Source organism: Pseudomonas sp. IT-232MI5 (genome assembly GCF_949767845.1).
In the GTDB taxonomy this organism is placed as follows: domain Bacteria; phylum Pseudomonadota; class Gammaproteobacteria; order Pseudomonadales; family Pseudomonadaceae; genus Aquipseudomonas.
Window position 1 is genome coordinate 370,741 of sequence record NZ_CATKQE010000044.1, and the last position, 18,517, is coordinate 389,257.

The 18,517-nt window shown below is 60.1% G+C and carries 21 protein-coding genes; 10 read left to right on the plus strand and 11 right to left on the minus strand.

The genetic code is table 11. From position 1 onward, the window contains the following. Positions 1 to 41: 41 nt before the first annotated feature. The gene (locus ACM6JQ_RS20190) at positions 42 to 1,439 is read right to left on the minus strand and encodes a NorM family multidrug efflux MATE transporter (RefSeq protein WP_095113247.1); all 1,398 of its coding nucleotides are present in this window, start codon (positions 1,437 to 1,439) and stop codon (positions 42 to 44) included. A 159-nt stretch (positions 1,440 to 1,598) separates the two neighbouring features. Between ACM6JQ_RS20190 and ACM6JQ_RS20195 the strand changes: the two genes are divergently transcribed. The 3 genes from ACM6JQ_RS20195 (at position 1,599) to ACM6JQ_RS20205 (ending at position 6,114) form a co-directional block, all read left to right on the plus strand. Next, positions 1,599 to 2,519 carry a LysR substrate-binding domain-containing protein gene (locus ACM6JQ_RS20195; RefSeq protein WP_007920406.1) on the plus strand — a complete coding sequence of 307 codons (921 nt, stop codon included), beginning with the start codon at positions 1,599 to 1,601 and terminating at the stop codon, positions 2,517 to 2,519. A gap of 184 nt (positions 2,520 to 2,703) precedes the next feature. Then, positions 2,704 to 4,680 (plus strand): methyl-accepting chemotaxis protein, encoded by a 1,977-nt coding sequence (locus ACM6JQ_RS20200; RefSeq protein ID WP_007920409.1) that lies wholly within the window; start codon positions 2,704 to 2,706, stop codon positions 4,678 to 4,680. Between the two features lie 219 nt (positions 4,681 to 4,899). Then, complete coding sequence (locus ACM6JQ_RS20205; RefSeq protein WP_414894568.1) at positions 4,900 to 6,114, plus strand: aldose 1-epimerase family protein; 1,215 nt, start codon at positions 4,900 to 4,902, stop codon at positions 6,112 to 6,114. Here ACM6JQ_RS20205 and ACM6JQ_RS20210 read toward each other — a convergent pair. Continuing rightward, a complete protein-coding gene (locus ACM6JQ_RS20210) occupies positions 6,111 to 7,604 on the minus strand; it encodes a YifB family Mg chelatase-like AAA ATPase (RefSeq protein ID WP_053124981.1) in 1,494 nt (497 codons plus the stop codon). The genes ACM6JQ_RS20205 and ACM6JQ_RS20210 overlap by 4 nt on opposite strands. A 147-nt stretch (positions 7,605 to 7,751) precedes the next feature. Then, complete coding sequence (locus tag ACM6JQ_RS20215; RefSeq protein WP_414894569.1) at positions 7,752 to 7,949, minus strand: hypothetical protein; 198 nt, start codon at positions 7,947 to 7,949, stop codon at positions 7,752 to 7,754. Positions 7,950 to 8,153: 204 nt separating this feature from the next. Between ACM6JQ_RS20215 and ACM6JQ_RS20220 the strand changes: the two genes are divergently transcribed. After that, on the plus strand, positions 8,154 to 8,372 hold the full coding sequence (locus ACM6JQ_RS20220; protein WP_414894570.1) for a HigA family addiction module antitoxin: 219 nt from the start codon (positions 8,154 to 8,156) through the stop codon (positions 8,370 to 8,372). Between the two features lie 50 nt (positions 8,373 to 8,422). Here the strand turns inward: ACM6JQ_RS20220 and ACM6JQ_RS20225 are convergent, their stop codons facing one another. Next, a complete protein-coding gene (locus ACM6JQ_RS20225; RefSeq protein WP_414894571.1) occupies positions 8,423 to 8,950 on the minus strand; it encodes a Bro-N domain-containing protein in 528 nt (175 codons plus the stop codon). A gap of 359 nt (positions 8,951 to 9,309) precedes the next feature. Continuing rightward, entirely contained in the window at positions 9,310 to 9,570 is a 261-nt protein-coding gene (locus ACM6JQ_RS20230) for an accessory factor UbiK family protein (protein WP_008086041.1), read from the minus strand. A 413-nt stretch (positions 9,571 to 9,983) separates the two neighbouring features. Here ACM6JQ_RS20230 and glnK point away from each other — a divergent pair, with 413 nt between their 5' ends. The 4 genes from glnK to sutA all read left to right on the plus strand — a co-directional run bounded on the left by glnK (position 9,984) and on the right by sutA (position 12,768). After that, the gene (gene glnK / locus ACM6JQ_RS20235; protein ID WP_002555808.1) at positions 9,984 to 10,322 is read left to right on the plus strand and encodes a P-II family nitrogen regulator; all 339 of its coding nucleotides are present in this window, start codon (positions 9,984 to 9,986) and stop codon (positions 10,320 to 10,322) included. Positions 10,323 to 10,360: 38 nt separating this feature from the next. Continuing rightward, a complete protein-coding gene (locus ACM6JQ_RS20240) occupies positions 10,361 to 11,698 on the plus strand; it encodes an ammonium transporter (protein WP_007920417.1) in 1,338 nt (445 codons plus the stop codon). 215 nt (positions 11,699 to 11,913) lie between these two features. Continuing rightward, entirely contained in the window at positions 11,914 to 12,339 is a 426-nt protein-coding gene (locus ACM6JQ_RS20245) for a secondary thiamine-phosphate synthase enzyme YjbQ (protein ID WP_007920418.1), read from the plus strand. A 102-nt stretch (positions 12,340 to 12,441) separates the two neighbouring features. Further along, complete coding sequence (gene sutA, locus ACM6JQ_RS20250; RefSeq protein ID WP_007920420.1) at positions 12,442 to 12,768, plus strand: transcriptional regulator SutA; 327 nt, start codon at positions 12,442 to 12,444, stop codon at positions 12,766 to 12,768. Positions 12,769 to 12,911: 143 nt separating this feature from the next. Here the strand turns inward: sutA and ACM6JQ_RS20255 are convergent, their stop codons facing one another. From ACM6JQ_RS20255 to lptM, 6 genes are read right to left on the minus strand one after another with little or no spacing between them, the layout of a single operon-like run. Further along, on the minus strand, positions 12,912 to 13,610 hold the full coding sequence (locus tag ACM6JQ_RS20255) for an HAD family hydrolase (protein WP_414894572.1): 699 nt from the start codon (positions 13,608 to 13,610) through the stop codon (positions 12,912 to 12,914). After that, complete coding sequence (gene xerC, locus ACM6JQ_RS20260; RefSeq protein ID WP_397484591.1) at positions 13,607 to 14,506, minus strand: tyrosine recombinase XerC; 900 nt, start codon at positions 14,504 to 14,506, stop codon at positions 13,607 to 13,609. Before xerC ends, ACM6JQ_RS20255 begins: the two co-directional genes overlap by 4 nt. Before the next feature lie 2 nt (positions 14,507 to 14,508). Beyond that, positions 14,509 to 15,234, minus strand: coding sequence for a DUF484 family protein (locus ACM6JQ_RS20265; protein ID WP_007911092.1), 726 nt, complete (start codon positions 15,232 to 15,234; stop codon positions 14,509 to 14,511). A 13-nt stretch (positions 15,235 to 15,247) separates the two neighbouring features. Beyond that, the gene (gene dapF, locus ACM6JQ_RS20270) at positions 15,248 to 16,078 is read right to left on the minus strand and encodes a diaminopimelate epimerase (RefSeq protein WP_007911094.1); all 831 of its coding nucleotides are present in this window, start codon (positions 16,076 to 16,078) and stop codon (positions 15,248 to 15,250) included. A 3-nt stretch (positions 16,079 to 16,081) separates the two neighbouring features. Continuing rightward, a complete protein-coding gene (gene lysA / locus ACM6JQ_RS20275) occupies positions 16,082 to 17,329 on the minus strand; it encodes a diaminopimelate decarboxylase (protein ID WP_007911096.1) in 1,248 nt (415 codons plus the stop codon). A 9-nt stretch (positions 17,330 to 17,338) separates the two neighbouring features. Then, positions 17,339 to 17,512 (minus strand): LPS translocon maturation chaperone LptM, encoded by a 174-nt coding sequence (lptM, locus tag ACM6JQ_RS20280; RefSeq protein WP_007911098.1) that lies wholly within the window; start codon positions 17,510 to 17,512, stop codon positions 17,339 to 17,341. 327 nt (positions 17,513 to 17,839) lie between these two features. Here lptM and cyaY point away from each other — a divergent pair, with 327 nt between their 5' ends. Continuing rightward, the gene (gene cyaY, locus ACM6JQ_RS20285) at positions 17,840 to 18,172 is read left to right on the plus strand and encodes an iron donor protein CyaY (RefSeq protein ID WP_007911100.1); all 333 of its coding nucleotides are present in this window, start codon (positions 17,840 to 17,842) and stop codon (positions 18,170 to 18,172) included. 4 nt (positions 18,173 to 18,176) lie between these two features. Continuing rightward, positions 18,177 to 18,401, plus strand: a complete 225-nt coding sequence (locus tag ACM6JQ_RS20290; RefSeq protein ID WP_081498736.1) for a DUF1289 domain-containing protein — start codon at positions 18,177 to 18,179, stop codon at positions 18,399 to 18,401. Positions 18,402 to 18,517: the final 116 nt, after the last annotated feature.

Below are 18,517 nucleotides of genomic sequence, written 5' to 3' on the forward strand. Positions count from 1 at the left end.
ACACACCGCTATCGCGAGCAGGCTCACTCCTACAAGGGATCTCAGTCAGTCTGAGGAATTGTGAATGGCCTGGATGACGCAGGCTCCAGCCGAATCATCCGCTTCATCTTCCATTCAAACGCCAGCGTCAGACTCACCGCCGCGCAGGCCAGGCCCAACGCCAAGCCCCACCAGACGCCCGTCGGCCCCCAGTTCAAGTGGAACGCCATCCACCACGCCGCCGGCGCGCCGATCAGCCAATAGCAGCCGAGCCCGACCAGAAACGTGGTCTTCGCATCCTTGAGCCCGCGAATGCAGCCCATGGCAATCGTCTGCGTGCCGTCGAACAGTTCAAACCACGCCGCCACTGCCAGCAGGCTCACCGCCAAGCGAATCACCTCGGCAAACGCCGGATCATTGTGATCGAGGAACAGCCCCACCAACTGGTTCGGCAACAGCCAGAACACCATGGCGAAACCCAGCATCACCACGGCGCCAAAGACGATCCCGACCCGTCCGGACATCCGCGCATCGCTCAATTGCCCGGCACCGTAATGCTGACCGACGCGCATGGTGATCGCGTACGACATGCCCGCCGGCACCATGAACGCCACCGAGACGATTTGCAGAGCAATCTGGTGCGCACCCAACTGCGTGCTGCCCATCGTGCCCATGCACAGTGCGGCGAAGGCAAATAATCCAACTTCCACCGCATACGTACCGCCGATTGGCAGGCCAAGGCGCCACAACTCTTTCAGGTACTGTCGATTCGGCCGCGACAGACCCGCGCGCAGCGGATAAGCGTCGTACGCCGGATGCCGACGGATGTGCCAGGCCAGCGCCAACGCCATGCAGTTGGCAACAATTGCCGTGACCAGGCCGATCCCCGTCAGGCCCATTTTTGGCAGGCCGAACATGCCGGTGATCAGCGCGTAATTGAGCAGGAAATTCGCCACCGTGCCGGCCAGGCTGATGACCATCACCGGTGTCGCCCGGCCGATGGCACTGGTGAAACCGCGCAGGGCCATGAAGCTCAGGTAGCCGGGCAGAGCGAAGGGCAGGGCGATCAGGAATTGTCCGGCGGCATTGACGTTGGTTTCGGTCTGGCCGAACAGCAGCAACACCGGTTTCAGGTTCCACAGCAGTAACCCGGCGCCCAGTGCCATCAACCACGCCAGCCACAACCCGGCCTGAGTCAGCCGTGCAGCGCCGATGATGTCACCGGCGCCCTTGCGGATCGCCACCAGCGTGCCGACTGCCGCAATCACGCCGATGCAGAAAATCGACACGAACGAGTAAGTCGCTGCACCGAGACCGCCGCCCGCGAGCGCTTCCGGACTCAGGCGCGCCATCATCAATGTGTCAGTCAGCACCATCAACATGTGCGCCAACTGTGAAGCAATCAACGGCCCTGCCAGCCGCAGAATGGCCCAGAGTTCGGTACGCACAGGATGCTGCATGGTCATCACCACTCGATTTTCAGAGGGAACAGGAGAGCGTCGATTCTCGGCGCTTGGCGGGCTTTGCACAAAGGGATAAAAAGGATGGGTGGCATGATTAAAACTCATCCTGGGCAAAGGGTTTAAGATTGGCTTTATCCCGCTATCGGAGCTTTCTGCATGTCTCGTCGTCTTCCTCCCTTGTATGCCCTGCGCGCATTTGAAGCGGCGGCGCGACATAGTTCGTTCACCCGGGCTGCCGAGGAACTGTCGATCACCCAGAGTGCGGTAAGTCGGCATATTCGGACCCTCGAAGATCACTTCGCCTGTCGGCTGTTTCATCGCAGCGGTCGCAATCTGCAACTGACCGAAGCGGCGCGGTTGCTGCTGCCCGGGATCCGCGAAGGCTTCAGTGCGCTGGAGCGGGCCTGCAATACCTTGCGTGCCGAGGACGACATTTTGCGCATGAAAGCGCCCTCGACCCTGACCATGCGCTGGTTGCTCGCGCGCCTGAGTCGCTTCCGCCATTTGCAGCCTGGCAACGAAGTGCAACTGACCAGTGCGTGGATGGACGTCGATTCGGTTGATTTCAACGATGAGCCGTTCGACTGCGCGGTGCTGTTGAGTGACGGGCATTTTCCGCCGGATTGGGAGGCGAGTTTATTGTTTCCCGAAGAGCTGATTCCGGTGGGGGCGCCAAACCTGCTGAATGATCAGCCGTGGGATCTGGCTCGACTGGCTTGCACCGAATTACTTCACCCGACACCGGACCGTCGCGATTGGCGCAGTTGGCTGGAACACATGGGGCTGTCCGATCAGGTGTCACTCAAGGGTGGGCAAGTGTTCGATACCCTCGAATTGGGCATGATCGCGGCGGCGCGCGGGTACGGTGTGTCGATGGGCGACCTGTTAATGGTCGCCGAAGATGTGGCGCAGGGAAGGCTGAGCCTGCCGTGGCCAACCGCGGTCGCCAGCGGCTTGAATTACTACCTTGTGTGGCCAAAGACCCGCCCGGGAGGTGAACGTTTGCGCCGTCTCAGCGACTTTCTGCAAAGCGAAGTCCGCGCCATGGAGTTGCCGGCGGTCGCGCGCTTGAGCTGAAACGTTAGAGCCGCCACAATGCCGGCCTTGTGCCATAACCTTGTTTTCCGCTCAAGTATTTGGATCCACCGCCGAATACGTGCTTGTGGAACCGTCGTGCCGGTATCCACGATTCACCCCCACAACCAGAAAAATTTCCGAGTCGAGATCAAGGAGGATCCCGTGGCTCGGCCAGGAGCTGTCCATGTCTCAACCTCGCGCTCGGATCGCCTCGCAGCTGGGCCTCGCGCTCGCTGTAATACTGGCGATAGTTATCAGTGGCAGTACGGTGTTCGCCTTGCGTTCGCTGGACTCCGCCAACCTCGCCACTCGTGAAGAGCATCTGGCCAGTGAGGCGCGGCTGCTGGCCGACCAACTGAGCACCTTCCACGGCACGCTGCGTGAAAGCACCCAGCGCCTGAGCGGGCTGTTCGAGAAGCGTTTCAGCGCAGGTCTGAGCATTCACCCGAGTGAGCCGGTGAATGTTGCCGGCACCCAGACCCCGGGTCTGCATCTGGGCAGCGAAGTGCTGAACAACAACTTCAAAGAAGTCGACGAGTTCAAGCAGATGACCGCCGGCGTCGCCACCCTGTTCGTGCGCAGCGGCGAAGACTTCATCCGCGTCAGCACTTCGCTGACCAAACAGGATGGCACCCGTGCCATCGGCACCTTGCTCGATCACGCGCACCCGGCCTACGCGAAGTTGATGGCGGGGCAGGGTTACGTCGGTCGCGCCTTGCTGTTCGATCGCTCCTACATGACCCAATACACCCCGGTGCGTGATGGCAGCGGCAAGGTGATTGCGGTGCTGTTCGTCGGCTTCGATTACACCGACGCGCAGAACATCCAGTTCGATAACCTCAAGCGCTTCCGCATTGGCCAGAGCGGTTCGCTGGCGTTGCTCGACGAGCAAAACAAATGGCTGGTCGCGCCAGCGGGGGTGCAGGCGCTGGATCAAGCCGTTCCGGTGATCAAAGGTTTGGCTGCAAAGCCGGGCAAGGGTGAGTTCTGGAGCGACACCTCGGAAGATTTCTACAGCATTGCCGTGCCGTTCGATGGCGGACCATGGTCGGTCGTGGCGAGCATGCCGAAAGCTGAGATCCGCGCGGTGACCTGGAGCGTGGGTACGCAACTGGCCATTGGCAGTCTGTTGGCGATGCTGCTGGCGGTCGGATCTGTGGTCTGGCTGCTGCGCAGCAAACTGGCGCCTCTGGGGGATCTGGTGCGTCAGGCCGAGGCCTTGGGCGCCGGTGATCTGAGCGTGCGCCTGAACGTATCGAGCAACGACGAAATCGGTCAGCTGTCCCGCGCGTTCAACCAGATGAGCCAGGCGCTGTCGACCATGGTCGAGCACATCCGCCGCTCTTCGGAAGAGGTCAACAGCCGTGCGCAAGCCTTGTCCGGTCTGTCCGGTGGCGCGTACGAAGGCATGGAGCAGCAGTCCGGTGAAATCACCAGCATGGCCGGCGCGGTGGAAGAGTTCAGTGCGACGTCGTTGAACATCGCCGACAACATGGGCGCGACCCAGCGTCTGGCGCAGGAAAATGCCCAGCAAACGCAGATTGGCCGCAGCTCGATGGAAGAAGCGTCGTCCTCGCTGGAGCAAATCGCTGGCGCCCTGAACAGCACCGCCACCGTGATCAACACCCTCGGTCAGCGTTCGCAGGAAATTGGCGGCATTGTAGGTGTGATCACCTCGATCGCTGAGCAGACCAACCTTCTGGCACTTAACGCAGCAATCGAAGCTGCCCGTGCTGGTGAGCAGGGTCGTGGCTTTGCTGTGGTGGCCGATGAGGTGCGCAGCCTGGCCTCGCGCACCCGTCAGGCGACGGATGAAATTTCCAGCATGATCCACAGCATCCAGCAGGAAACCGGTAACGCGATCAGCACCATGGAGCAGGGCAATGTGCTGATGCAGGAAGGCTTGTCGCGCAACGCCAACGTGGCGTCGGCGCTGGCGCGAATCGATGAACAGAGCCGTTCGGCGGGGCAGCAGTTTGCCGCGATTACCACGGCGACTCAGGAGCAGAGCAGCACCGCGACGTTGTTGAGCAGCAATTTGCAGAGCATTGCACTGGCCAACAGTGAGCAGCGTGAGGTTGTGTCGAACCTGGCTGTTACCGCCAAGGAGCTTGAGAAGCTGGCGGCGGATTTGCGTTCCGAGGTTGATCGCTTCCGTTGATGGGTGGCTGAAATCGCTATCGCGAGCAGGCTCACTCCTACAGGTATATTGGTTGGTCGCAATTTTTGTGGTCACTGAAGATCCCTGTAGGAGTGAGCCTGCTCGCGATCGCCTCACTGCCAATCCTGGGTAAAACACTCGAGCTCTTTCTCTTTCATACTTGCTGAAACGTTTCCGCAGCGCTATAAAAATGGCACAACTCCAATAAAGGCTGCTGCCATGACCCCGCTCAAACTCGCCGTCGCTCTCGGCGCACTCTCTGCTGCTTCCCACGCCATGGCTTGGGATTACGTTCTTCTCGATGCCAACAAACCCGCGCAAAACTGGACCATCACCAGTGAGCAACTCGGCGTGAAAACCGACAAACCCTTCTCCGTAAGCCTGCGTACCTTGCACGGTGGCCGGCAGGAAGGAGTCAGCATCGTCGATATCGATAACGGCACAATGAAACTCTCGGTGGTGCCGACCCGCGGCATGAATGTCTTGCAGGCCTCTGTCGGCAACGTGCGCATGGGTTGGGATTCGCCGGTCAAGGAAGTGGTCAACCCGGCCTTTATCGAACTTAACGGACGCGGTGGGCTGGGCTGGCTGGAAGGTTTCAACGAGCTGGTGACCCGCTGCGGTTACGAGTGGGTCGGCCATCCCGGTATGGACAATGGTGAATTGCTGACCTTGCACGGACGCGCCGCCAACATCCCGGCCAGTACGGTCACGCTGCACATCGACGAAAAGCCGCCCTACGCCATCAGCTTGCGCGGCGAGCTGAAAGAGCAAGCGTTCAAGAAAGTCGACTTCTCGGTCGTCACTGAACTGGTCACCGAGCCCGGCAGCGTGCGCTTCGCACTCAACGATACGCTGACCAACAACGGCGATTATCCGAAGGAATACCAGGCGCTGTATCACAGCAACTTCAGTACGCCGTTCCTCGAGCAAGGCGCACGATTTGCTGCGCCGGTAAAACAGGTGTCGCCGTTCAACGACAAGGCCAAGGGCGACCTGGCCGACTGGCAGACCTATCGCGCGCCGACCAAGGACTACGACGAAACCGTCTACAACGTCGTGCCCTATGCTGATGCCAAAGGCGAAACCCTGACGGTTTTGCACAATAAGGTCGGCAGCCTCGGTGTTTCTGTTGGCTTCAATACCCAGCAGTTGCCGGTGTTTTCCCTGTGGAAAAACACTGACACTCAAGGTCAGGGCTATGTCACCGGGCTGGAGCCGGGCACCAGTTTTTCCTACAACCGTCGCTATCAGCGTCCGCTGAATCTGGTGCCGACCATTGCACCCAATGAACACAAACAGTTCCACATCAGCTACAGCCTGCTCGCAGACAAAGGTGCTGTGGATAACGCCTTGAAGCGCGTGACTGAGATTCAGGCCGGACGCGACACCGAAGTGCGGCAGACGCCGCTGGTGGATCTGACCGAGCATTAAGGTGTCGCCGGCCGATATTGCAGCGCCTCGGCCAAGTGTTCGCGTTTGATCGCATCGACTTGCTCAAGGTCTGCCAGTGTCCGGGCGACTTTGAGTAGGCGATGGGCCGAGCGCAGCGAAAGCGTTAATCGCTCACAGGCCGACTCGAGCCATTTTTCATCGGCTGTGGATAACGCGCAGTGCCGCTTCAGCCCTGGCAAATCAAGAAATGCATTGGCGCAGCCCTGACGTTTCTGCTGTCGTTCCCGCGCCTCGGCGACCAAGGCAGCGGCGGTGGCACTGTCCTCTCCCGGTTTTACCTGCGGATTCAACGCGGTCGCCTCCCGCGCGACCGTCAGGTGCAGATCGATTCGATCCAGCAGCGGCCCCGATAGCTTGTTGCGATAGCGCTGCACCATGTCCGGGGTGCAGGAACATTTGCCGCTGGGCTCGCCAAGATATCCACAGGGACATGGATTCATCGCCGCCACCAATTGAAAGCGCGCCGGAAAACGCACGCGATCCTTGGCCCGGGAAATCACGATGTGTCCGGACTCCAATGGCTCGCGCAGCACCTCCAGAACCTTGCGATCAAACTCCGGCAATTCATCGAGAAACAGCACGCCGTGGTGGGCGAGGGTGATTTCACCGGGTTGCGGTTTCGAGCTGCCACCGACCAGTGCCGGGCCGGATGCCGAGTGATGCGGCTGGCGAAACGGCCGCTGCGGCCAGTGGGTCAGCGGCACGCAACTGGCGACCGATTGAATGGCCGCCACTTCCAGTGCCTCGCTTTCGGCAAGTGGTGGCAGCAACCCGGGGAGGCGACTGGCCAACAAGGTTTTGCCCGTCCCCGGCGGGCCGCTGAACAACAGGTTATGCGCGCCCGCCGCGGCAATCAGCAGCGCACGTTTGGCAGCTGATTGGCCTTGGACTTCGTTGAGATCGGGATAGGGTTTGCTGGCGTACATCAGGCCGTTAGAGACGTACGGTTCAACCGGCGTATGCCCATTGAAATGCGCCACCGCCTCCAACAAATGATCCACCGCAAACACCTTCAACCCCGAAGCCAGACAGGCTTCCTCAGCATTCGCTCGCGGCACCACCAGCGCACGACCCGCCTTGCGTGCCGCCAATGCTGCCGGCAACACGCCACGCACCGCTCGTACGGCGCCGGACAGCGCCAACTCACCAAGACATTCCACATCATCCAGCGTCAGACACGGCACCTGCACACTCGCCGACAGAATCCCCAAGGCAATCGCCAGATCAAACCGCCCGCCATCCTTGGGCAAATCAGCCGGCGCCAGATTCAAGGTGATCCGCCGCGCCGGAAACTGCAGCCCGGAATTGATGATCGCGCTGCGCACCCGATCCTTGCTCTCCTTCACAGCCGCCTCGGGCAGGCCGACCATGGTCAGCGACGGCAGACCGTTGGCCAGATGGACTTCGACGGTAACAGCGGGGGCTTCCACGCCAATCTGGGCGCGACTGTGGACGATGGAGAGGGACATGGTCGTTCCTTGAGCTGAATCGGGGAGCCGCTTCCTGCGGGTTTTTTAAGGGTAGTTGGGAGAGCGAATCCAGGCGACACGGATGCGAGGGCAAACCTTCACTGGATGTTGCCAAGGTGCCCTTCCACGTTCAGTAGAGGCGCCACATTAGTTTTCTTCTCCGGGATTTCTTACTTGGCTTTCTCCCCCGGCCAGCCAACCATCCGGTTCGAGTTCTTTACCGTACTTGGCCGCTACCTCAATAAAACGACGCTGATTGGCTGAAATACCTCCGGCTAACCGAAGTGCTTCAGCGTGATATCCAACAATCTCTTCTAGCTTTGCCCTTCTCTTTTTGTCTTTCATTGATGCCTCGTTTTTTGGGTGACAGATGCTTTGTTGGCCACCGTAGTACAAGGAGGAAAAGTCGCGTAATCAGGCGCAGACGCTGATGTTTGTAGGGCCATGCCCTAATAGTTGTAGGACGCCGGCGAAAGGGGGTGAGGGTTCTTGAATCCGGGAGTCGGATGCTCCAGTTTCGCCACTCAACGCAGCCTCTGGAGGCGAAAAATGGATCGCAATGGTATGCGCCCGATTCATCCGGGCGAGGTTCTGAATAAGGAATTCATGGAGCCGTTGGGCATGACCGTCATGGATCTGGCCATGCCCTCGAACTGGCCCGAAAGTGAGATCGAAAAGCTTGTGAAATGCCAGCTCAGGATCTGCGCCGATCTGGCAATCAGCCTTGCCTCTCATCTCATCTCAACACTACGCCTGAGTTCTGGATGAATCTGCAATCGACTTACGATTTGCGCAGGGCCCAGCTCCGGCATGCGGGTTTATAGCGATTGCAGCATCCGCGAAGCCCTTTTCCACCATGGCCCCGTCATTGGGCGCTTGGTCTGTTCCCGTTCCACCATCATCAGCGGCACATCTTGTAACCGTATCCACGGCTGGTTATTCCAGTGCAACAAACTCAAAGACATGTCCGGCCAACTGAGCAAGCTGAGGTGTGGGCGTTCGCTTGTGCTGGGGTGTTGCGCGTCGCGCAGGGTGGGGATGACCTGGTGGGTGAGCCATTCGCGCAGGGCTCGGTATTCGGGGCAGTAGTGGTAGACGAGGAGGGCGTAGATGCCGGACTCGCTGATCAGCAGGGTGTTTTCGATCTGGTTGTGGATCAGGGTTTTTCGGGTTTGGTATTGGTCGGGGTCGAGTTTTCGCAGCATGCGTTCGTTGAGGTAGATGTGCAGCAGGCGACTCAGGTCTCGTGCGCAGAACCAGGGTTGGTTCTGGATGAGAAGGGCGTGGAGGGGGAGTTTGTGGCGGGTGAAGAGGTGCGGGGTCAGATAAGTCTCTTCTTGATTCATTGAGCAGTTCCTCTTGCTTAAGGGGCTGCCCTCAATCGTCGCCAAACGATTGGGTGGCAGTTGTACGCGGGTTGGCGAACCGGAGCAAAAGGAACCCGGCAGACCCGAAGGTCTCCCACGCACAACCGCCATGAAACGATGTGGCGGTAAATTTAGCCGCCATCATGGTTGTCGTGCGCCTTAAGCTGTTCGGGTCGCCAAACCCGCTGCTGAACATTCAGCATCGGGTGAGCTTAGAAACCTGGGCTTTTCGGCGCAATCGGATGGCGGTCATTCAGGTTGTAGGACGTTGCCGGGATGGTTGAAGGGCTGGAGATCAAAAGATCGCAGCCTTCGGCAGCTCCTACAGGGGGCGCGGATTATTCCGCGGGCGGCGTCAGCTTGGCTTCCATCTCGGCAACCTTGGCTTCGAGGCTTTCGAGGCGTGCGCGAGTACGCGCCAACACAACCATCTGACTATCAAATTCTTCACGGCTCACCAGGTCGAGTTTGCTGAAGGCACTCTGCAGCAGCATCTTGAACTGGCTTTCGATTTCGGCTTTCGGCAGCGGGGTGTCGCCGTTGAACAGGCGGGAGGCGGTGCCGCTCAGGGCGTCGAGGAAGTCTTTGGGCGCGAGCATGGTGGATGTCCTGGAAACAATGGCCGGCAGTGTATCACGCAGTGTCTATAGTCAATCTCGTGGTCAGGGATGCACGCTTTTCGCGCAGGCGGACGGATGGCGACGCACCGTTGTTGTGCGTATCCGGATGGCGTTTTGCACGGGATGCCTTGCGGCAGCGGCCAAGGGATTGAAATCAGGGGATTTTGGCGAGATGGCAAGGTTTCTGCTTAGTCACCTTCGACCCATGCACTGATGCAGTCGCTGTGACGAATGCAGTGCGGCAGACGGAGCGGGGAGTTTCGTCAGCAGCGGTTAGCTGGCGTCAGTCGGGCAGGTAAGGCCGACGATGCGTTACAAAGCCAGGCACTGCGCTTAGACTTGAGTCGGGTTTGTTTTCCTGGGGCAAGTCCACCAATTCGGGAGAGAGTTTCATGAAGCTAGTCACTGCCATCATCAAGCCGTTCAAGTTGGACGACGTGCGCGAGTCGCTGTCCGAAATCGGCGTGCAGGGCATTACCGTTACTGAAGTCAAAGGCTTCGGCCGGCAGAAGGGTCACACCGAGCTGTATCGCGGCGCGGAATATGTGGTCGATTTTCTGCCCAAGGTGAAAATCGACGTGGCCATCGACGACAAGGATCTGGATCGGGTGATCGAGGCGATCACCAAGGCGGCCAACACCGGCAAGATCGGTGACGGCAAGATCTTCGTGGTCAATCTGGAACAGGCGATTCGCATCCGTACCGGCGAAACCGATACCGACGCGATTTAAACGCCGCCACAAACCCCAACGCCCCAGGAGAAAACAATATGACTCTGCGTAAATTCGCAGGGCTAGGAGCCCTGTTGTCCATCGTAATGCCAAGCCTTGCAATGGCGGCAGACGAAGTGGCGGCCCCAGTCCTCAATTCCGGCGACACTGCCTGGATGCTCACCTCGACGGCACTCGTGCTGTTCATGACCATCCCCGGCCTGGCGCTGTTCTACGGCGGCATGGTTCGCTCGAAAAACATTCTTTCCGTGATGATGCAGTGCTTCGCCATTACCGGTCTGATCAGCATCCTGTGGGTCATTTATGGCTACAGCATTGCGTTCGACACCACCGGCATGGAGCAGGGCGTCGTCAACTTCAACTCGTTCTTCGGCGGCATGGGCAAGGCGTTCCTCGCCGGTGTCACGCCTTCGAGCCTGACCGGCCCAGCGGCTTTGTTCCCTGAGGCGGTGTTCATCACCTTCCAGATGACCTTCGCGATCATCACTCCGGCGCTGATCGTCGGTGCGTTCGCTGAGCGGATGAAGTTCTCCGCGATGCTGATCTTCATGGGCATCTGGTTCACCCTGGTTTATGCACCGATCGCGCACATGGTCTGGTCCGGCAACGGCGGTCTGATGTGGGACTGGGGCGTACTCGACTTCGCGGGCGGCACCGTGGTGCACATCAACGCCGGTGTCGCCGGTCTGATTGCCTGCCTGGTGCTGGGCAAGCGTAAAGGCTTCCCGACCACCCCGATGGCTCCGCACAACCTCGGTTACACCCTGATGGGCGCGGCGATGCTGTGGGTCGGCTGGTTCGGCTTCAACGCCGGCTCCGCTGCAGCGGCCAACGGCACTGCCGGCATGGCGATGCTGGTCACTCAGATTGCTACCGCTGCTGCGGCACTGGGCTGGATGTTTGCCGAGTGGGTCACCCACGGCAAGCCAAGCGCACTGGGTATCGCATCGGGTGTGGTGGCCGGTCTGGTCGCGATTACTCCGGCTGCCGGCACCGTGGGCCCGATGGGTGCACTGGTGATCGGTCTGGCCGCAGGCGTGGTGTGCTTCTTCTGCGCCACCACCCTGAAACGCAAACTCGGTTATGACGATTCCCTGGACGCGTTCGGCGTGCACGGTATCGGCGGTATCCTCGGCGCGATCCTCACCGGTGTGTTCGCAGCTCCGGCTCTGGGTGGCTTCGGCACCGTTACCGATATCGGTGCGCAAGTCTGGATTCAGGTCAAAGGCGTGGGCTTCACGGTGATCTACACCGCGATCGTCACCTTCATCATCCTCAAGGTCCTCGACGCCGTCATGGGTCTGCGTGTGACCGAGGAAGAAGAGTCGGTTGGCCTCGATCTGGCACAACACAACGAACGCGGCTACAACCTGTAAGTACGCGCATTAAAAAACTTGCCCGGTTCGCCGGGCATTTTTTTGTCTGGAATTTGTCGCAGAGAGAGCAGCTGAAAGGATTTTTCGTACGGCTTTGGTCGTGTTTACGACGAGCGTTTTTCTGCGGCCAATGGCTTACATCATTGCAGGATTATTAGGGCCTTTGTTTTTTCCCAGAGCGCGCTAGAATGCGCCCCGAACGTGCGGAGAACTGTATGTGGCAACAGACTCTGATAACCCTGCGGGCACGGCCCCGGGGCTTTCATCTGGTAACGGACGAGTTACTCGCGGGGCTGCCTGAACTCAGGGAGTGTCGGGTCGGTCTGTTGCATTTGTGGCTGCAGCATACCTCGGCGTCGTTGACCATCAACGAGAACGCCGATCCGGCGGTACGTCGCGACTTCGAACGATTTTTCAATCGTCTGATCCCACAAGGAACAGACGGCTATGAGCATAACGACGAAGGCCTGGACGACCTCCCGGCGCACTTCAAGGCCAGCGTGCTTGGCTGCCAGATCAGTCTGCCGGTTTCGGCAGGCCGCCTGGCACTGGGGACCTGGCAAGGCGTTTATCTGGGCGAGCACCGTGATCATGGCGGTGCTCGAAAAGTCCTCGCCACCTTGCACGGTGAAGGGGCATAAACCGTTGGTCACCAATGGTTACTGATTTTTTAACGGCGACTTTCGACAGTTGCCAAAGCTGGTCTATAACTAATCTGCTTTTCGCAAGTCATGAGGTAGAACATGAGCGACGATGATCTGGAAAACGACGACCTCGAAGTAGGCGACGAAGACGAGGCCGAGGAAGGTCTGGAAGCAGCAGCGGAAGACGTTGCTGACGACGATGGTGGCGACGATACGCCGGCCCCTGCTGCCAAAGGCAAAGCCAAGGCTGCGGTGTCGGTAGACGAGTTGCCGAGCATTGAAGCCAAGAACAAGGAGCGCGACGCCCTGGCCAAGGCCATGGAAGAGTTCCTGTCGCGCGGCGGAAAAGTGCAGGAAGTGGAGGCGAATGTGGTCGCCGATCCGCCGAAGAAGCCAGACAACAAGTACGGTAGCCGCCCTATCTGAGGCGTGCCGCTGGCTTGCTGAAAAGGCCCGCCGTCGCTGCGGGCTTTTTCATGGGTGATGAAAAGATCAAAAGATCGCAGCCTTCGGCAGCTCCTACATTGGAATGCGTTTCCCTGTAGGAGCTGCCGAAGGCTGCGATCTTTTCAGCGGTTCCAGCGCGCAAGAACGGCTGGCAAATCGCTCAGGCTACGAATCTCGGCATCCGGCAAGCGATCCGCTTCCCAGGCCTTGCCCGCCGGGTTGAACCATATCGCCCGCAACCCCGCCTGCTGTGCCCCGGCAATGTCATCGCCCGGATGATCACCGATGTGCACAGCGGTTTCGGCGGTGGCGCCACCGCGTTGCAGAGCCTCATGAAAAAGCCGCGCATCCGGTTTGGCGATGCCGATATCTTCCGCGCAAAGCGCAAACTTGAAGTAATCCGCCAGCCCCAGCCGACGTACATCGGCATTGCCGTTGGTGACCACGCCAAGGGCGTAATGATTGGCGAGAATTTCCAGCACTGGCTCGACTTCAGGGAACACTTCGATCTGATGCCGCGCATGCAGAAATACTTCAAAACCCTTGTCCGCCAGGTCGGTGGCTTCGCCATGGGCGTATCCAGCGTCTTCCATTGCATGAAACAGCACTCGCCGACGCAGCGCGCTGATTCGATGCTTGAGCCGCGGCTCATTCGCCAGCACGCGCTCACGAATCGCCCACAAATGTTCCACCGGCACCGCGCCCAGATTCGGCGCATGTTTGCTCAGCCATTCGCGCAATACCGCTTCGGCGCTGACGATCACCGGGGCGGTGTCCCACAGGGTGTCGTCGAGGTCGAAGGTGATCAACTGGATGCTCATGAATCATCGCCTTTCATGCGTTTGGCCCGTGGGTGGGCGCTGTCGTAGACCGCCGCCAGGTGCTGGAAGTCCAGGTGGGTGTAGATCTGCGTGGTCTTGATGTCCGAGTGGCCAAGCAATTCCTGCACCGCGCGCAAGTCCTGCGAGGATTCGAGCAAGTGGCTGGCGAAAGAGTGCCGCAGCATGTGCGGGTGCAGGTTCTGCCCCAGTTCACGCTCGCCGGCCAGTTTGACCCGCACCTGAATCGCCCGCGGGCCGAGGCGCCGGCCTTGTTGGCTGACGAACACGGCGTCGTCCGCCGGGTTGGTCATCGCGCGCAACGGCAGCCATTGTTCGAGCGCTTCGCGGGCCTTTTTGCCGACCGGCAGCAGGCGGGTTTTGCTGCCCTTGCCGAGCACCTGAACCATGCCGTCGGCGAGGTCGAGTTGATCAAGATTGAGCCCGGTCAGTTCGGAAAGGCGCAGGCCGGATGAATAGAACAACTCCAGAATCGCCTGATCGCGCCGCGCCAGAAAATCATCTTCGACCGCACCTTCAAGCAGTTGCAGCGCACGGTCGGTGTCGAGGGTTTTCGGCAGGCGGCGCTCGCCTTTCGGCGGCGCCAGACCGGTCGCCGGATCATGGTCGCAAAGTCCTTCGCGATTCAGATAGTGATAGAGCCCGCGCACCGCCGAAAGCAATCGGGCGAGGCTGCGCGAGGACTGGCCCTGCGCATGCAAGCGAGCAATCAGGCTGCGCAGACGCTGAATGTCCAGCGCAGACCAACTGCCGATGTTCTGTTTGATGCACCAGCCGAGGACTTTATCGAGGTCGCGGCGGTAGGCCGACAGCGTGTGCGGTGACACCTGTCGCTCACTGCGCAGATGTTCGCAGTAAGCGTCCAGTTGTCGTTCCATGTTCAGCGTACCGAGCGCAGCGAGCTGTTGACCCGTGGCAGCACGCGGCCCATGACTTCGGCGATGTAGCTCAAGAACAGCGTGCCGACCGAACTCTTGTAGTGCTGCGGATCACGGCTGGCGATCGCCAGAATGCCGTGGATGCCTTGATGGCTGACCGCGACGACAGCGGTGGAACCGATCTGCTTGCGCTGCTCTTCGCCGAAGAGGAAGTCCAGTTCATGCTCACGCAGGCTGCCGCTGACGCTTTTGCCCTCGGTGAGCAGGCCGCCGATGGCGACCTGCGCGTCGGCGTGAGTGACCCAGCGGCCAACCGGTGCCGGGTTATCACCGAGCAAAATCAGGCTGACAAAAGGCACCTGGAAATCCTGGCGCAGACTGTCTTCGACGCTGATCACCACGTCTTCCAGGCTGCTGGCGTCCATCAGGGACAGGATCAAACGACGGGTCTTGTCGAACAGGCGATCGTTGTCGCGGGCGACGTCCATCAAATGCGAGAGGCGGTGACGCATCTCGATGTTGCGGTCGCGCAGGATAGTCATCTGCCGCTCGACCAAGGACACGGTGTCACCGCGCTGGTGAGGAATGCGCAAGGCGGGCAGCAATTCCTGGTGCTCGACAAAGAAGTCCGGATGAGCCTCCAGGTATGCGGCAACCGCTGCCGCCTCCAGGCTCTCGGACGCTGATTCGTCGGACTGTCGGGCGGGTACCTGAGGCTTATCGGTCATGGTTTCTGCTCACTCAAAGACGTACTTGTCCTTCGTATACACGCACTGCCGGACCGGTCATCAGCACCGGTTGACCAGGGCCAGCCCATTCAATGGACAGACGCCCGCCAGGCAGGTCGATCAATAGCGGCGAATCCATCCACCCCTGGCTGATCGCAGCGACAGCCGCTGCACACGCACCGGTACCGCAGGCCTGGGTTTCCCCGGCGCCACGTTCCCACACGCGCAGTTGCGCGCGGTTGCGGTCGATGACCTGGAGAAAACCGACATTGACCCGCGCCGGGAAGCGCGGGTGGTGTTCGATTTTCGGCCCCAGTTCATGCACCGGTGCACTGTTGATGTCTTGCACGCGCAATACGGCGTGCGGGTTGCCCATCGACACGGCGGCCAGCTCGACCGTGGTGCCGTCGACTTCCAGCTGATAGCTGGTCGCCTGGGCGGGTGCTTCGAACGGAATGTCCGCCGGCACCAGACGCGGGGCGCCCATGTTCACACCGATCTGGCCGTCGTTACGCACGTCCAGTTCGATGATGCCGCCCTTGGTCTCGACGCGGATCTGCCGTTTGGCGGTCAGACGCTTGTCGAGCACGAAACGGGCGAAGCAGCGCGCACCGTTGCCGCACTGCTCAACTTCGGATCCGTCGGAGTTGAAGATCCGATAACGGAAATCCACGTCCGGGTTGCTCGGCGCCTCGACGATCAGCAATTGGTCGAAGCCAATGCCAGTGTGGCGGTCGCCCCATTGCTTGGCGTGCTTTGGCTGAATATGCGCGTGCTGGCTGACCAGGTCGAGAACCATGAAGTCATTGCCCAAGCCGTGCATTTTAGTAAAACGCAGCAGCATGGGTTACTCCGGCAGCAGGCTTTCGCCGGCAAACAGCTCAGCCACGGTTTCGCGGCGGCGCACTTCAAAAACCTGGTCACCGTCTACCAGCACCTCAGCGGCACGGCCGCGGGTGTTGTAGTTGGAACTCATCACGAAACCGTAGGCACCCGCCGAATGCACGGCCAGCAGATCGCCTTCGGCCAAGGCCAATTCGCGATCCTTGGCGAGGAAGTCGCCGGTTTCGCAGATCGGGCCGACGATGTCGTATTTGCGCGCAGCGGAGTCACGCGGTTTGACCGCGGTAACGTCCATCCACGCCTGATACAGCGCCGGGCGGATCAGGTCGTTCATCGCCGCGTCGACGATGGCAAAATCTTTGTGCTCGGTGTGCTTGAGGTACTCGACCTGAGTCAGCAGCACGCCAGCATTGGCAACGATGAAACGGCCTGGCTCGAACACCAGCGCCAGATCACGACCGTTGAGACGCTCGCGCACAGCTTTGATGTAGTCGGCAGCCAGCGGCGGCTCTTCATCGCGATAACGCACGCCCAAACCGCCGCCGAGATCGATGTGGCGCAGGTGAATGCCGCAATCGCCAAGGCGGTCGACCAGATCCAGCAGGCGATCGAGGGCATCGAGGAACGGTGGCAGCGTGGTCAGTTGCGAACCGATGTGGCAGTCGACGCCGACCACTTCGAGGTTCGGCAGATGCGCGGCGCGCACGTACACGTCTTCGGCGTCGGCGATGGCGATGCCGAACTTGTTCTCTTTGAGACCGGTGGAAATGTACGGGTGGGTGCCGGCATCGACGTCCGGGTTCACCCGCAGCGACACCGGTGCGCGAACGCCCAGTTCGGCGGCAACCACTTGCAGGCGCTCGAGCTCATCGGTGGATTCGACGTTGAAGCAGTGCACGCCGACTTCCAGCGCGCGACGCATGTCGTCACGGGTCTTGCCGACACCGGAGAAGACGATCTTGTCAGCGCTGCCGCCAGCGGCGAGTACACGCTCCAGTTCACCACGGGAAACGATGTCGAAACCGGCACCGAGACGGGCCAGGACATTCAGTACGCCGAGGTTGGAGTTGGCTTTGACCGCAAAGCAGACCAGATGCGGCATGCCGGCCAACGCATCGGCGTAAGCCAGATACTGGGCTTCGATGTGCGCGCGCGAGTAGACGTAAGTGGGCGTGCCGAAGCGGTCGGCGATGGCGGACAGCGCCACACCTTCCGCGAACAGCTCCCCGCCACGGTAGTTAAAAGCGTCCATGGCGATCCCTTATTGGTAAACGTCGTGCTTGTGTGCTTTGGACGGCTGCTTCTGCGAAGACTGGGCTTGCTCGGCCGGGTCCTGATCGTCATCCGGCAGGTACAGCGGGCCTTTTTGACCACAGGCCGAAACGAGGCAGGCAACCGCGACGAGCGCAGCAAGGGAAGAGATCAGGCGCTTCATGGCGAAATCCTTGAAAATGCGTTAATTGCGCCGGAGTATACCGGCCACCCGGCAGCTTGCCTATGCGAGGGGGTTCCCGTCCGGCGGGGCTTGCCCAAAGCTGCCCGAACCGCCGCAATACCTTGTAGGAGTGAGCCTGCTCGCGATCGCGGTGTGTCAGCCAGCGATAATGTTGGATGTGCCGGCCATTCGCGAGCAGGCTCGCACCCACAGGGTTCGGTGTTGATGGGCCGGCAGGTGCTTGGTCGTTAATCTTTGCAATCGGCCGGAAGCGTCCGTATCTTTCGGCGCTTGAGCCTGATCAGAACATTTTTTGAGGTTGCCGCAATGAGTTTGTCCGAAGCCCGTTTCCACGATCTGGTCGATGAAACCCAGGAAAAACTGGAAGACATCTTTGATGAAAGCGACCTGGATATCGACATGGAGAACTCGGCCGGTGTGCTTACCGTCAAGTTCGAAAACGGCTCGCAGCTGATCTTCAGCCGCCAGGAACCGCTGCGTCAGCTGTGGCTGGCGGCGGTGTCCGGTGGTTTCCACTTCGACTACGACGAAGAAAGCGAGCGCTGGATGTGCGACAAGAGCGAAGAGCAATTGGGCGAAATGCTCGAGCGCATCGTCAAGCAGCAGGCTGGCGCCGAATTCGACTTCGAAGGTCTGTGATTCCGTGACTGACACCGCTCCCGTTCGTCCACCGAAGCCGCTTTACAGCAACATCAGCCCGGCCGTGCCCTCGCCGTGCAGCGGTGTGTGCCGGCTGGATGAGCACAAGGTCTGCCTCGGCTGCTTCCGCCATGTCGAAGACATTCGCGAATGGCGCTCGGCGGACGACCAGCGGCGACGGGTAATTTGCGCGCAGGCGTCGCAGCGCAAACAGTGCGGCGGGGCGTGACTTGTATATTTTTTGAGCTGTGATAGTGTCCGAACACGCCTCAACCCATCGAGGCCTGGTGAAAACCCCGTCTTTTTTGGCGGGGTTTTGCTTTTTTTGTGTGCAGAAGAAAGGAG